The following is a 12918-nucleotide window of genomic DNA, read 5'->3' on the forward strand; positions in this document are numbered from 1 at the left end:
GTGCACGACATCGAAGGAGAACGGCGAACGGTGAAGGAGAACGCAGTGACCGGCGGCAGGCCGCTGATCGGGGTCAGCACCTACCTCGACCCCTCGGTGCGCTGGGGCGTGTGGCACCTGCCCGCGGCCCTGCTGCCCGCCGGCTATCCGCGTCTCGTACGGGCGGCGGGCGGCCTCACCGCGATGGTGCCGCCGGACGATCCCGCGCACGCCGCTGAGGTCGTCGCCCGCCTGGACGGCGTGGTCGTCGCGGGCGGCCCCGACGTGGCACCCGAGCGGTACGGCGCGGCCCGCGAGGAACGCACAGGGCCCCCCGCTCCGGAGCGGGACGCCTGGGAACTGGCCCTGATCGAGGCGGCGCTGTCCTCCGGAACGCCGCTCCTCGGCATCTGCCGAGGCATGCAGCTCATGAACGTGGCCCTCGGCGGCACCCTGATCCAGCACATGGACGGCCACACCGAGGGAATCGGCGCCTTCGGCACGCACACGGTGAAGCCGGTCCCCGGCACGCTCTACGAGTCGATCGTCCCGGACGCGTCCACGGATGTCCCGACCTACCACCACCAGGCGGTGGACCGCCTCGGCCGGGACCTGATGGTGTCCGCGTACGCGGAGGACGGCACGATCGAAGCCGTCGAACTCCCCGGCCCGCCCTGGGCGCTCGGCGTGCAGTGGCACCCGGAGATGGGCGAGGACACCCGCGTCATGGCAGCCCTGGTCCGAGCCGCGTCCTGAGCCAGCCGACGGCCGCCGCACCCTGGGCGGCCTGGAAGGCGCGCAGGGTCGGCAGCCCCGGAGGGTCAGGCTTCAGGGACCCTCGTACGAGATAGCCCGCGAAGGCGGCGAGCGTGGCGGTCACGCCTCGCGGATCCGCGTCGCGGCCCAGGGGGTGTGCGGCGAACAGACCCTCCGGGTCTGGCCCGCCCTGCGCCCGCACGCACGGCAGCATGAAGAGCAGGTCGGTCCAGGGGGCGGCGCGCACGGCGTGCGGCCAGTCGACGAAGACGACCCGCCCCTCGGGGGTGATCAGCATGTTGTCGGCGCGCAGGTCGGCGTGGATGAGGGTGTCCCCCGTGGCGGCCTCGGTCCAGGGGGCGGCGAGCTCGGCGAGAGCGCGGAGGTTCCGGCGCACCCACGGATCGAGCCGCTGGTCGGCGCCGTCTTCGGTGTCGGCCTCGATCAGCCGCTCCCACCCGCGGAAGCTCTCCCTCTCCGTGTCCACGACGGACAGCGCCTCGACGGGCGAGGGCGTCAGCGCGTACGACAGCTCCGTCACGGCGTCGAGCACGAGAACCAACTCATCGGCACACCAGGGCACGTGCGGCTGGCGGCCCTCGATCTCCTCGAACGCGAGGGCGACCCAGACTCCGTCGTCGTAGGACGCGAGGAGGCGGGGTGCGGGCACGTGGTCCGGCAGCACGGCGGAGTGCCGGGCCTCGGCTCTGTGCAGCTTCGGGCTGCCGGGGTTCGCCTCGGCGCTGACCGCTTTGACGAAGGCGCGTCGCCCGTCGCGGAGCCGCACGCGTGCCGCGGCACCCGGCGAGAATCCGCCGCGCTGCGTCACCGCCTCGGCCACGGGCGCGCCGAGCGCCGCCTCCAGCTCGCCCCGCACGTGCGCGGGGAGTCGCTCCCACGGGGTGCGGACCCCGGTGGCCGGGGGCGCGGTGGGGAGCACGGCCTACTCCCCCTCCGCGGTGGTGCGTGACACCAGGCGCTCGTAGCGCTGGCGAGCCGCCTGGGGGGTGCCGAGGCCTAGGCCGAAGGCGATTTCGGGCCAGGTCATGCCTCGGCCGCGGGCCATCTGGAGAAGGCCGGTCTCCAGTTCGTCCATTTCGCCGCGGGCTGCCGGGAGGAGGGTGAGGGCCGCGGTGATGTCGGCGTGGTCCACCTCCGGTTCACCGTCGACCGGCTTCGCGGCGCCGCTGAGCAGGAACGACACGATCCTGACCGCTTCGTGCGGGCCGAGGACGGAGGGGTGGGCCTGCCGCTTGCGCTGCGCGTCGTCGGCGGCGTGGCGCTCGGCGATGCGCGTGAGGGAGGCGTACGCGCGGCGGGCGCGGGCCTCGTCCGGGTTCGGGGGCGTGAAGGGGTCGGCACGGTCCGCGTTTTCAGGGTTCGTCATGCGTCCAGGATGCGGGCCCACACGAACCGAGGCCAACGTTTTATTGTGAACGTTTTGTTTGCATCGAGCGGGTCAGGGACAGCAGGTCCCGCCCAGGCCCCGCCGGACGGTGCCCCGTCGGCCACACCGCCCGCAGCTCCCTGCGCAGCCGCACCTCCGCCACCGGGATCTCCACCAGGCGCCGCGCCGCCAGCTCCTCGCCCACGGCAAGCTCGCTCAGGACCGAAGGACCCGCGCCGCTCACCGCGGACGCCTTCACCGCCGTCGTCGACGACAGCTCGATCAGGGGGCGGGCGAGCCCGCCGAGCGCCGCGTCCAGGACCTGGCGCGTGCCCGACCCCTCCTCGCGCAGGATCAGCGGCGTCGCCGCCAGCTCGGCCGCGCCGAGCGGCTTCCTGCGCCGGGCCCACGGATGCCCGGGCGCCGTCACGACGACGAGGCGGTCGTGGGCGATGACCACTTCGTCGAGGCCGCCCGGCACGGTGAGCCCCTCGACGAAGCCGAGGTCCGCCTCACCGGCGAGCAACCGGGACGCGACGGCCGCGGAGTTGCCCGCGAGCAGCGACACCGCCGTGTCCGGACGCTGCGTGCGCAGCGCGATCAGCCAGCCCGGCAGCAGATACTCGGCGATCGTCATGCTCGCCGCCACCCGCAGCCGCGAGTCCCTCCGCACGCGCAGCGCCTGCGCCCCCGCGTCGAACGCCTCCGCCGCCTCCACGATCCGCCCCGCCCAGTCCGTGACCAGCGCACCCGCGTCCGTGAGACGCGACCCGCGCGGCGACCGGTCGACGAGGGCGACGCCGAGCTGCCGCTCCATGGCACGCACCCGGCTGCTGGCGGCGGGCTGGGTGATGCCCAGCTCGCGCGCCGCCCGCCCCAGACTGCCGAGCCTGGCGACGGCGAGGAGCAACTGGAGCGCCCCGAGATCGGGCACGCGGTGCGCGAGCGAGGCTTCGGGAACGACGGACGCGACAGCCGTAGGGACGGCAGCCGAAGGGGCGGCGGACGAAGGAACGACGGACGATTCGGATGACGCAGGGGACGTACTCATAAAGTCAGCTTATGCCCCCATAGAAGCGCGCTCCCTGGTGGCGGGCCCCCACCCTGCCCGACCGTGAACACATGGTCACCACCACACACTCCGCCGCCTCCGCGGGCACCTCCCCCACGGCCACCGCCACCCGCGCCCTCGCGGTCCGCCACCTCGGACCGAACTGGTACGCCTCCGTCATGGGCACCGCCGTCATCGCCAACGCGGGCGCGACGCTGCCGTATCGGTTCGCGGGGCTGCGCACGGGCTGCACGATCGTGTGGGCGCTGTCCTTCCTGATGCTCGCCGTCCTGCTCACCGCCCGCGCCGCGCACTGGATCCACCACCGCGACCAGGCCCGCGCCCACCTCCTGGACCCCGCCGTCGCCCCCTTCTACGGCTGCCTGTCGATGGCACTGCTCGCGGTCGGCGGCGGCACCCTGACCGTCGGCGAGGACTGGATCGGCACGCAGGCGGCGGTCGCGGTCGACACGGTGCTCTTCACCGCGGGCACGCTCATCGGTCTCGCCGCCGCCGTCGCCATCCCCTACCTGATGGTGGTCCGCCACCGCATAGCCGCCGACCAGGCCTCCCCCGTGTGGCTGCTGCCCGTCGTGGCCCCCATGGTGTCGGCGGCCGTCGGCCCGCTGCTCGTCCCGCACCTGCCCGCGGGCCAGGCACAGCAGACGATGCTCTATGCCTGTTTCGCGATGTTCGGCCTGAGCCTGCTCGCCACCCTGGTGATGCTGCCGGTGATCTTCGCCCGCCTGGTGACCGCGGGCCCGCTGCCCCTCGCTCTCACTCCCACCCTGTTCCTGGTCCTCGGCCCGCTGGGCCAGTCGACGACCGCCGCCAACAAGTTCGCCGACTTCGCCCCGCACGTCGTGACCGCCCCCCTCGACCGCGGCTTCCTCGTCTTCGCCGTCCTCTACGGCGTGCCCGTCATGGGCTTCGCCCTGATGTGGCTCGCGCTGGCCGGCGCGATGGTGGTGCGCGCCGGACGGCGCGGCATGGGGTTCGCGATGACCTGGTGGGCGTTCACGTTCCCCGTCGGCACCTGCGTGACCGGCGCGGAGGGCCTCGGCAAGCACACGGGCCTCGCGGTCTACGACTGGCTCGCGACCGCCCTGTTCGTGTTCCTCGTGGCCGCCGCGGCGGTGGCCCTGACCCACACCCTGAGGGGCGTCGTCAGCGGACGGCTGCTCGCAGCGCCCCGCTGAGCACCGTCGGCGCCTCCACCAAGGACGGCCCGTACCAGGTCAGATGGCGGCCCCCGACCAGCGCGACCGGTGTGTCCGGGAACGCCTCGGGGCCGTCCTCGTGCGTGAAGCGGTACGGCTCGTCCGGCAGGACCACCAGGTCGAGATCCGCCGACGTCAGCTCCTCGACCGGTATGCGCGGGTACCGCTCGGCGTGGTCCGCGTACGCGTTGCCGACGCCGAGGCGCGCGAGGACGTCCCCCGCGAACGTGTCACGGCCCAGGACCATCCACGGCCGGCGCCAGATGGGCACGGCCGCCCGCAGCCGCGCGGCCGGGCGCGGGACCTCCCGCCACGCCGCCTCCGCCTCGTCCAGCCACTGCGGGCGCCCCGCCCCGCACGCCGCGAGGACCCGCGCCAGCTCACGGAAGGCCTGGTCCAGGGTGCGGATCTCGGTCACGAGGACCTCGATGCCCGCCGCGCGGAGCGCCGCCAGGTCGGGGGCGCGGTTCTCCTCCTCGTTGGCGACGACGAGGTCGGGCGCGAGCGCGGCGATGCGCGGCACGTCGGGGTTCTTCGTGCCGCCCACCCGGGTGACGTCGAGGCCGGCCGGGTGAGTGCACCAGTCGGTCGCGCCGACCAGCACGTCCGGCACGGTGACGGCGACCGCCTCGGTCAGCGAGGGCACCAGCGAGACGACCCGCAGCGGACGACGCCCACGGGACACGTCAGCGCGCGGCACGTCGGCGCGCGGCACGTCAACCCCCGACCCCTCAGCCCCTGACACCTCAGCGCCCCTTGTCGTCCACGGCCTCGATGTGGTCCCCCACGGCGACCACCAGGACCCGCGTGTCCGGCACGGTGGCCCGCCAGCGATGCCGCACCCCGCCCGTGAGGAACAGCGTGTCACCGCGCCCGAGGCGGTAGGCCCGGCCCTCGGCCTCCATCTCCACGGCGCCCTCGACGATGTACATCAGCTCGTCGTTGCGGTGCTGGAACTCGCGGCCCTCGTCGTGGTCGCCGATGAATTCCAGGGCGTGCAACTGGTGGTGGCCGCGGGTCAGCTCGCGGACGCGCGCGTCGGGCGTGGAGCCGTCCAGGTCCGTGTCGTCGGCGGCGCGCACCACCTCGACGGTGCGGGCCGGGTCGGCGGCGGCGAGGAGCTCCACGTCGGTGGTGCACATGGCGTCGGCGACGCGCTGCAGCGAGCGCATGCTGGGCCGGGCCCGCTCGTTCTCGATCTGGCTGAGGAAGGGCACGGAGAGGCCACTGCGCTCGGCGACGACCGCGAGGGTGAGCTCAAGCTGCCGACGGCGCCGCCGCACGGCGGAGCCCACCCGGAGCGTCTCCTTGTGCTCGTCCATCGCCTCGACTCCCTTCAGCGCGTCGGCCCGCTCTCAACCCTGAGGGGTTTTCTGCACCCTACGCATGTTCGCCAAACGGTTTTGCCCCGTTGCCGAGACCGCCTTCTACAGCTCGTGCCAGTAGAGCAGTTGTCCGGACTCGCCGGGGGCGGAACCCTCGGTCGGCACGAACACACTGACCAGCAGGGCGGGTTGGCCCCGCGGGTCGGTGAGCAGGGTCGCCGAGGGGTTGGCGAAGGCGCGGCTGCCGCCGTGCGTCCGGATGTCGAGGCGGTCCGCGCGGCCACTTGAGGGGTCGTACGCGTACGTGCCCCAGCTGCCGAAGTCGCCGCGCCGCCCCTGCCCCTCGACGAGGACGACGCGCCGTCCGCCGAGCTCGACGGGTGCCCGGTCGCCGATGTTGCCGCCGTTGCCCCAGGCGTGCACGGCACGGTCCAGGCGGCGGTCGGGCTCGGCGTGCCAGTGCCGGAAGCCGGTGAGGGTGGCGCGCAGCTGCCGGTCGGTGTCGCAGCCCGCGCGGTAGTGCCCGGTGAGGTGGACGGTGGTGCCACGGACGGCGGTGACGCTGGGGGTGCCCTCGGCGCAGCGCGAGAGGGTCAGCGGTGCGTCGAAGGCGCGGCGGGCGCGCCCGTCGAGGAGCGCGGTCAGGTTCGCGTACGCGCGTACGGCGATGTGGTTGCGCGGGTCCTTCTCGTACGCGAGGACGTATCCCCCGCGGCCGTCGGGGGCGAGGGAGGCCTGGTGGGTGCCGGGGCCGAAGTCGTGGCGGCGGTGCCAGTGGCGCAGGTCGGCGGAGGTCGCGACCGCCGCGTGGAAGCGCCCGTCGGACAGGAGCGTGTGGTACACGGCGAGGTAGGTGCCGTCCTGGGCCTGGGCGATCTGCGCGGCGTCCATGGTGCGGCCGGTGTGGTCGCGTGCGTCGTAGCGGTGGCCGTCGGAGGCGGTGACGTCCTCGGCGAGGGCGGCAAGGCGGGCGGTGCCCGCGGAGGCGGGGGCGGCGTCGGCCCGCGCGAGCTGCGCGACGAGCAGGGCGGCGGCCAGGGCCAGGGCGGCGGCAGCGAGGAAGAGGGCGGTCCTGGGCTGCCTTGCGGTCCTGGGCTGCCTTGCGGTCACGGGCGGATTCTCACGTTCAGATGTTCGATCGCGTTCAGATGGCGAGATGGGGGCCGCAGTCGAGATTAGGGACTCGACCGCCCGGCAGGAACGCCGAAGGGGGTGGGCTTCGCCACAGGGCGAGGCCCACCCCCGAGGAGCGGCGACGGCGTATCGGCTACTTGACCGCCGTCATCTTCTCCTCGAAGCCCGGGTTCTTCTTCAGCCAGGCGTCGACGGCCTCGGGCTCGTTGTTCTTGCCCGCCTTGTTGATCTCGTTCTCCAGGCTCGCCAGTTCCTTCTCGCTCATCCTGAAGTTCTTGAGCCACTTCGTGAGCTGCGGGTACTGGTTCGGGAAGTCCTTGCTGGAGAGCGACCGGATCGTGTTGCCCTTGCCGAAGCCACCCTTGGGGTCCTTCAGCTTGGTCAGGTCGTACTCGCTGTAGGCCCAGTGCGGCGACCAGAGCAGAACCGCGATCGGCTCCTTCTTCGCGTACGCGGTCTTCAGCTCGGAGAGCATCGCGGGGGTCGAGCCCGCGGCGATCTCGTACTCGTCCTCCAGGCCGTAACCCGGCAGGACCTTGTCCTTGAGGGCCTGCATCACGCCGGTGCCCGGCTCGATGCCGATGATCTTGCCCTTGAACTTGTCGCCCTTGCCCTTGAGGTCCTCCAGGGACTTCACGTCCTTGACGTACGACGGGACGGCGACCTCGAGCGAGGTCGGGCTGTACCAGGAACCGAGGTCCTTCAGGTTGGCCTTGTTCTTGTCCCAGTACGTCTTCTGCGCGGTCGGCAGCCAGGCGTCCAGGTTGAGGTCGAGGTCACCCTGCGCGAGACCGGTGTAGGCGGGGCCCACGTCGGCCGGCGTCAGCTCCATCTTGTAGCCGCGCTTCTCCAGGACGCGCTTCCACAGGTTGGTGACGGCGATGTTCTCGTCCCAGGCGAAGTACGCGGCCTTCAGCGGACGCTTCTTCTCCTCGCCGCCGGAGTTCTTCGGCAGCGGGGCGAGCTTGTCGACGACCTTCGGGTTCTTCTTCAGCCAGGCGCGGACGGCGTCCTGCTGCTTGCCCTTGCCCGCCTTGTTGATCTCCGCCTCAAGGCTGGTGAGCTGCTTCTCGTCCATCGAGAAGTTCTTGAGCCACTTGGCGACCTGCGGGTTCTCCTTCGAGAAGCCCTTGCGCGCCAGCGCGTGCACACCGTCGCCCTTGCCCCAGGCACCCTTCGGGTCCTTGAGCTTCTTCAGGTCGAAGTCGTTGTACGCCCAGTGCGGCGACCAGAGCGGGACGACGATCGGCTCCTTCTTCGCGTACGCCGCCTTCAGCTCGGACAGCATCGCGGTGGTGGAGCCGTCGACGACCTTGTACTCCTTGTCGAGGCCGTACTCCTTGAGGACCTTGCTCTTCAGGAGCTGCATCTCACCGGCGCTCGGCTCGATGCCGGTGATCTTCCCGTCGAACGTGCCGCCCTTGCCCTTGAGGTCGGCGAGGGTGTTCACGTCCTTCATGTACGCGGGGACGGTCAGCTCCAGGGACGTCTGGTCGTACCAGGCGCCGAGGTCCTCCAGCTTGTCGCCGTACTTCTTCATGTACGTGGCGTGCGTCGTCGGCAGCCACGCGTCGGTCTGGAAGTCGACGTCGCCCTGGGCGAGCGAGGTGTAGAGCGGGCCCGCGTCGAGGAGGCTGGCGTTCACCTTGAAGCCGCGCTGCTCCAGGATCTCCTTCCAGAGGAAGGTGGAGGCGATGCCCTCGTCCCAGTTGATGTAGCCGATGTTGACTTCCTTGCCCTGTCCGACGTTCTCGCTGTCGGCCACGGGCTCGGACTTGGTGCCGCCGAAGATGCTCATGCCACCCGCGACGAGTGCGAGGACGACGACGCCGACCATCGCGACGACGGGCCGGGGGCGGTAGTTCCAGATGTTCAGGCCCTGCGCGGCCCGCAGCTTGGCGAGCGCACGGCGGCCGAGCGGCGATACCTGCCCGCCCAGGCCGCTGGTGACGCGGTCCAGGTAGATGGCGAGGATGACGATGGAGACGCCCGCCTCCGCGCCGAGACCGACGTCGAGCTGGCCGATGGCCGCGTTGACGTCCGCGCCGAGACCCGGGGTGCCGACCATGCCGGTCAGCGCCGCCATGGAGAGGCCGAGCATGATGACCTGGTTGACACCGGCCATGATCGTCGGGAGGGCGAGCGGCAGCTGGACGCGGAACAGAGTGTTGCGGGGCGTGGTGCCGAACGCGTCGGCGGCCTCGACCAGCTCCTTGTCGACCTGCCGGATGCCGAGCTCGGTCATGCGCACGCCGGGGGCGAGCGCGAAGACGATCGTGGCGACGATGCCCGCGGGGGCGCCCATGCGGAAGAACAGCAGCGCCGGGATGAGGTAGATCATCGCGGGCAGCGTCTGCATGAAGTCGAGGACCGGGCGGACGATGCCGCTGACCGTCTTGGAGCGGGCCGCCCAGATGCCCACGGGCACGGCGATGACCAGCGCCACGAAGGTCGAGACGAGCACCAGGGACAACGTCATCATCGCGTTGTCCCACAGCTCCAGGGACACGATGAAGGCGAAGCCGGCGAAGGCGAGGACGCCGCCGAGCAGGCCGCGCAGCCAGAACGCGATGACGGCGAGGATGCCCGCCATCAGCAGCGGCTCGGGTCCCGAGAGGACGTCGAAGACGCCGTCCCACATGTTCTGGAAGATCGTCTTGATGAACGAGAACAGCCAGTCCATGTGGGTTCTCAGCCACTCGACCGAGTCATTGACCCAGTCGCCGAAAGGAATCCTAGGCACCGCTGCTCACCTTGCCCGCGCTCTTGCCGCCCTTGTCCTGGGCGTCGCCCTTCTTCAGGGCGTCACCCTTGTCCTGGGCCGGTATGGAAGCCGCCGTCGCGTCCTCCGGTTCCTTCATCGGCTCGCCGAGCACGGCGAGCAGCCGGGCCCGCGGCACGACACCGACGAGCTCGCCGTCGGCGTCGGTCACGGCGACCGGCGTCTCGCTGGTGGAGCACGGCGTGAACAGCTCGATGATCGGAGTGTCCTCGGGGACCGTCGCGGGCGCGTCGGCCCGTACGAAGTCCTTGTCGGGGTCGGCCATGATCGCGCCCGCCGTCAGCACGCGGGAGCGGTCGACGTCCTGCGTGAACGCGGCGACGTAGTCGTTGGCCGGGGTGACCAGGATGTCCTCGGCGTTGCCGATCTGGACGATGCGGCCGTCGCGCATGACGGCGATCTGGTCGCCCAGGCGCATGGCCTCGTTGAGGTCGTGGGTGATGAAGACGATGGTCTTCTTCAGCCGCTTCTGGAGCACGAGGAGCTGGTCCTGCATGTCACGGCGGATCAGCGGGTCGAGCGCGCTGAACGACTCGTCCATGAGGAGCAGGTCGGCGTCGGTGGCGAGCGCGCGGGCGAGGCCCACACGCTGCTGCATGCCGCCGGACAGCTCGTCGGGCCAGGACTTCTCCCAGCCCTTGAGGCCCGCGAGCTCCAGCGCCTCGGTCGCGCGCTTCTCGCGCTCGGCGCGGGGCACGCCCTGCACCTCCAGGCCGTAGCCGGCGTTCTCCAGGACACTGCGGTGCGGGAAGAGCGCGAAGTGCTGGAAGACCATGCTGATCTTCTTGGAACGCACCTCCCGCATCTCGCGGGCGCTCAGCTCGGTCAGATCCTGACCGTCGAAGCGGACATGACCGGCCGTCGGCTCCGACAGTCCGTTGAGCATGCGCAGCAACGTGGACTTGCCGGATCCGGAGAGACCCATGACGACGAAGATCTGGCCCGGCTCGACCTCGAAGGACGCGTCGATGACGGCAGCGGTGGTGCCGTTGGCGCGCAGCTCCTCTCGGTCGGCTCCGTGGCGGAGTTTCTCCACCGCGTCATCGGGTCGTCTGCCGAACACCTTGTACAAGTGCTCGGCCTGCAGCCTGGACACATACACCTCTCGGGTCGAACCAAGACGGCCCGCCTCCCCCGCCGGCGGGCCGTGGAGCGGCACGGGGTCTGCCCGCTTACCGATCGAAAAGTTGAATATGCGACCGGGTCCGTTCCGGCAGCGCACCTGCCCACCCTTGTACAGACCAAACGGGTAAGTGACTCACGTCACAGGCGTTGCGGTCTCGGCACGGCGAGGCGCGATGCGCAACGCCCGCCGCACCGTCGTACGCAGCGCGTTCGCTCTGTCGGTGCCGTGCGGCATGATGCGCGATGTGACTCAGCGAACACGACGGCTCATGCTTCTCGACACGGCCTCCCTCTACTTCAGGGCGTACTTCGGCGTCCCGGAGTCCGTGAAGGCCCCGGACGGCACTCCGGTCAACGCCGTGCGCGGGCTGCTCGACTTCATCACGCGCCTCGTCCAGGACCACCGGCCGGACGACCTCGTCGCCTGCATGGACGCGGACTGGCGCCCGCACTGGCGCGTCGAGCTCATCCCCTCCTACAAGGCGCACCGCGTCGCCGAGGAGGTCGAGAGCGGCACGGACGCCGAGGAGATCCCGGACACCCTCTCGCCGCAGGTACCGGTCATCGAGGAGGTCCTCGACGCGCTCGGCATCGCACGCGTGGGCGTGGCGGCGTACGAGGCGGACGACGTGATCGGCACGTTCACGGCGCGCGCCACCGGCCCGGTCGACATCGTCACCGGCGACCGCGACCTGTACCAGCTGGTCGACGACAAGCGCGGCGTCCGCGTCCTCTATCCCCTCAAGGGTGTCGGCACGCTCCAGACGACGGACGAGGCGTGGCTCCGGGAGAAGTACGGCGTGGACGGGCCGGGCTACGTCGATCTGGCGCTGCTGCGCGGTGACCCCAGCGACGGCCTGCCGGGCGTCCCGGGCATCGGCGAGAAGACGGCTGCCAAGCTCCTGGACGCCTACGGCGACCTCGCCGGAATCATGGCGGCGGTCGACGACCCGAAGTCGAAGCTCACTCCGTCGCAGCGCAGGCGGCTCGACGAGTCGCGCGCGTACGTGGCGGTCGCGCCGAAGGTCGTACGCGTGGCGGACGACGTCCCCCTGCCGGAAGTGGACACCACCCTTCCGCACACCCCCCGTGACCCGGCCGCCCTGGACGACCTCGCGGCCCGCTGGAACCTGGGCGGCGCACTGCAGCGACTGCTCTCCACCCTCACCCCCTGAGGTGTTAGCTTAGGTAAACCTAAGTACTTGTGGATCATTTGTGGATCAGGGGAGCCGCCGCCATGGCAGAACGTCCGGCACGCAAAGCACCGAAGGCCCATGTCGCGCAGGTCGTCCGCACGGAGCGGCTGACCCCGCACATGCAGCGGGTGGTCCTCGGCGGCGAGGGCCTCGCCGAGTTCACGGCCGGCGACTGCACCGACCACTACGTGAAGCTGCTCTTCGACGCGGAGGGCGTCACCTATCCCGAGCCCTTCGACATGCAGCGGATCCGCGAGGAGTTCCCCCGCGACCAGTGGCCGGTCACCCGCACGTACACGGTGCGCTCATGGGACCCCGCGACCCGCGAGCTCGCCCTGGACTTCGTGATCCACGGCGACGAGGGCCTCGCAGGGCCGTGGGCCCGCGACGTCCGGCCGGGCGCCACGGTGCGCTTCCTCGGGCCGGGCGGCGCGTACGCCCCGGACGTGGACGCCGACTGGCACCTGCTCGCCGGCGACGAGAGCGCGCTGCCCGCGATCGCCGCGGCGGCGGAGGCCCTGCCCGAAGGCGCGGCGGCCCGCATCTTCATCGAGGTCGAGGGCCCGGAGGAAGAGCAGAAGATCGCCACGGCCGCGGACATCACCTGGCTGCACCGCGGCGGCCGCCCGGTCGGCGAACTCCTCATCGAGGCCGTCCGCTCCCTGGAGTTCCCCCCGGGCACCCTCCAGGCCTTCGTCCACGGCGAGGCGGGCTTCGTGAAGGAACTCCGCCGCTACCTCCGCATGGAACGCGAGATCCCCCGCGAGCAGCTCTCCATCTCCGGCTACTGGCGCCTCGGCCACAACGAGGACGGCTGGCAGGCGTCGAAGCGGGAGTGGAACGCGCAGGTGGAGGCGGAGCAGGAGAAGGCGGCCTGACACGCGGACCGGCGGCCCGAGCCTGGGGGTGGCGGCCCGAGCCCGAGGGCGGCGGCCCGAGCCTGGGGGCGGCGGCCCGAGCCTG

Annotated in this window: 12 protein-coding genes; 4 read left to right on the forward strand and 8 right to left on the reverse strand. The window is 71.5% G+C overall.

Features of this window, described 5'->3' with window-relative positions:
• Positions 1-30 precede the first annotated feature (30 nt).
• Positions 31-735 carry a gamma-glutamyl-gamma-aminobutyrate hydrolase family protein gene (locus DEJ47_RS06590; RefSeq protein ID WP_223828256.1) on the forward strand — a complete coding sequence of 235 codons (705 nt, stop codon included), beginning with the start codon at positions 31-33 and terminating at the stop codon, positions 733-735.
• Here DEJ47_RS06590 and DEJ47_RS06595 read toward each other — a convergent pair.
• From DEJ47_RS06595 to DEJ47_RS06605, 3 genes are read right to left on the reverse strand one after another with little or no spacing between them, the layout of a single operon-like run.
• Positions 704-1675, reverse strand: a complete 972-nt coding sequence (locus tag DEJ47_RS06595; protein ID WP_150165832.1) for a phosphotransferase — start codon at positions 1673-1675, stop codon at positions 704-706. The two genes, DEJ47_RS06590 and DEJ47_RS06595, sit on opposite strands and share 32 nt — an antisense overlap.
• Before the next feature lie 3 nt (positions 1676-1678).
• Positions 1679-2122 (reverse strand): DNA-binding protein, encoded by a 444-nt coding sequence (locus tag DEJ47_RS06600; protein ID WP_150165834.1) that lies wholly within the window; start codon positions 2120-2122, stop codon positions 1679-1681.
• A 40-nt stretch (positions 2123-2162) separates the two neighbouring features.
• Entirely contained in the window at positions 2163-3173 is a 1011-nt protein-coding gene (locus DEJ47_RS06605; RefSeq protein ID WP_223828257.1) for a LysR family transcriptional regulator, read from the reverse strand.
• A gap of 71 nt (positions 3174-3244) precedes the next feature.
• Here DEJ47_RS06605 and DEJ47_RS06610 point away from each other — a divergent pair, with 71 nt between their 5' ends.
• On the forward strand, positions 3245-4372 hold the full coding sequence (locus tag DEJ47_RS06610) for a TDT family transporter (RefSeq protein ID WP_150165836.1): 1128 nt from the start codon (positions 3245-3247) through the stop codon (positions 4370-4372).
• Here DEJ47_RS06610 and DEJ47_RS06615 read toward each other — a convergent pair.
• From DEJ47_RS06615 to DEJ47_RS06635, 5 genes are all read right to left on the reverse strand, one after another.
• A complete protein-coding gene (locus tag DEJ47_RS06615; protein WP_150175469.1) occupies positions 4341-5057 on the reverse strand; it encodes a helical backbone metal receptor in 717 nt (238 codons plus the stop codon). The genes DEJ47_RS06610 and DEJ47_RS06615 overlap by 32 nt on opposite strands.
• Positions 5058-5139: 82 nt before the next feature.
• Positions 5140-5715: a helix-turn-helix domain-containing protein gene (locus DEJ47_RS06620; protein ID WP_150165838.1), complete on the reverse strand. Its 576-nt coding sequence runs from the start codon at positions 5713-5715 to the stop codon at positions 5140-5142.
• Between the two features lie 105 nt (positions 5716-5820).
• A complete protein-coding gene (locus DEJ47_RS06625) occupies positions 5821-6828 on the reverse strand; it encodes a hypothetical protein (protein WP_150165840.1) in 1008 nt (335 codons plus the stop codon).
• A 157-nt stretch (positions 6829-6985) separates the two neighbouring features.
• Positions 6986-9595 carry an ABC transporter permease/substrate binding protein gene (locus DEJ47_RS06630; protein ID WP_150165842.1) on the reverse strand — a complete coding sequence of 870 codons (2610 nt, stop codon included), beginning with the start codon at positions 9593-9595 and terminating at the stop codon, positions 6986-6988.
• Entirely contained in the window at positions 9588-10730 is a 1143-nt protein-coding gene (locus DEJ47_RS06635) for a glycine betaine/L-proline ABC transporter ATP-binding protein (RefSeq protein ID WP_150165844.1), read from the reverse strand. The genes DEJ47_RS06630 and DEJ47_RS06635 overlap by 8 nt, the downstream gene beginning before the upstream one ends.
• A 298-nt stretch (positions 10731-11028) precedes the next feature.
• Here DEJ47_RS06635 and DEJ47_RS06640 point away from each other — a divergent pair, with 298 nt between their 5' ends.
• Both DEJ47_RS06640 and DEJ47_RS06645 read left to right on the forward strand, forming a co-directional pair.
• The gene (locus DEJ47_RS06640) at positions 11029-11934 is read left to right on the forward strand and encodes a 5'-3' exonuclease (protein ID WP_190415299.1); all 906 of its coding nucleotides are present in this window, start codon (positions 11029-11031) and stop codon (positions 11932-11934) included.
• Positions 11935-11996: 62 nt separating this feature from the next.
• Positions 11997-12833 (forward strand): siderophore-interacting protein, encoded by an 837-nt coding sequence (locus tag DEJ47_RS06645; protein WP_150165848.1) that lies wholly within the window; start codon positions 11997-11999, stop codon positions 12831-12833.
• Positions 12834-12918 lie beyond the last annotated feature (85 nt).

This window comes from Streptomyces venezuelae (assembly GCF_008642355.1).
Taxonomy (GTDB): Bacteria; Actinomycetota; Actinomycetes; order Streptomycetales; family Streptomycetaceae; genus Streptomyces; species Streptomyces venezuelae_B.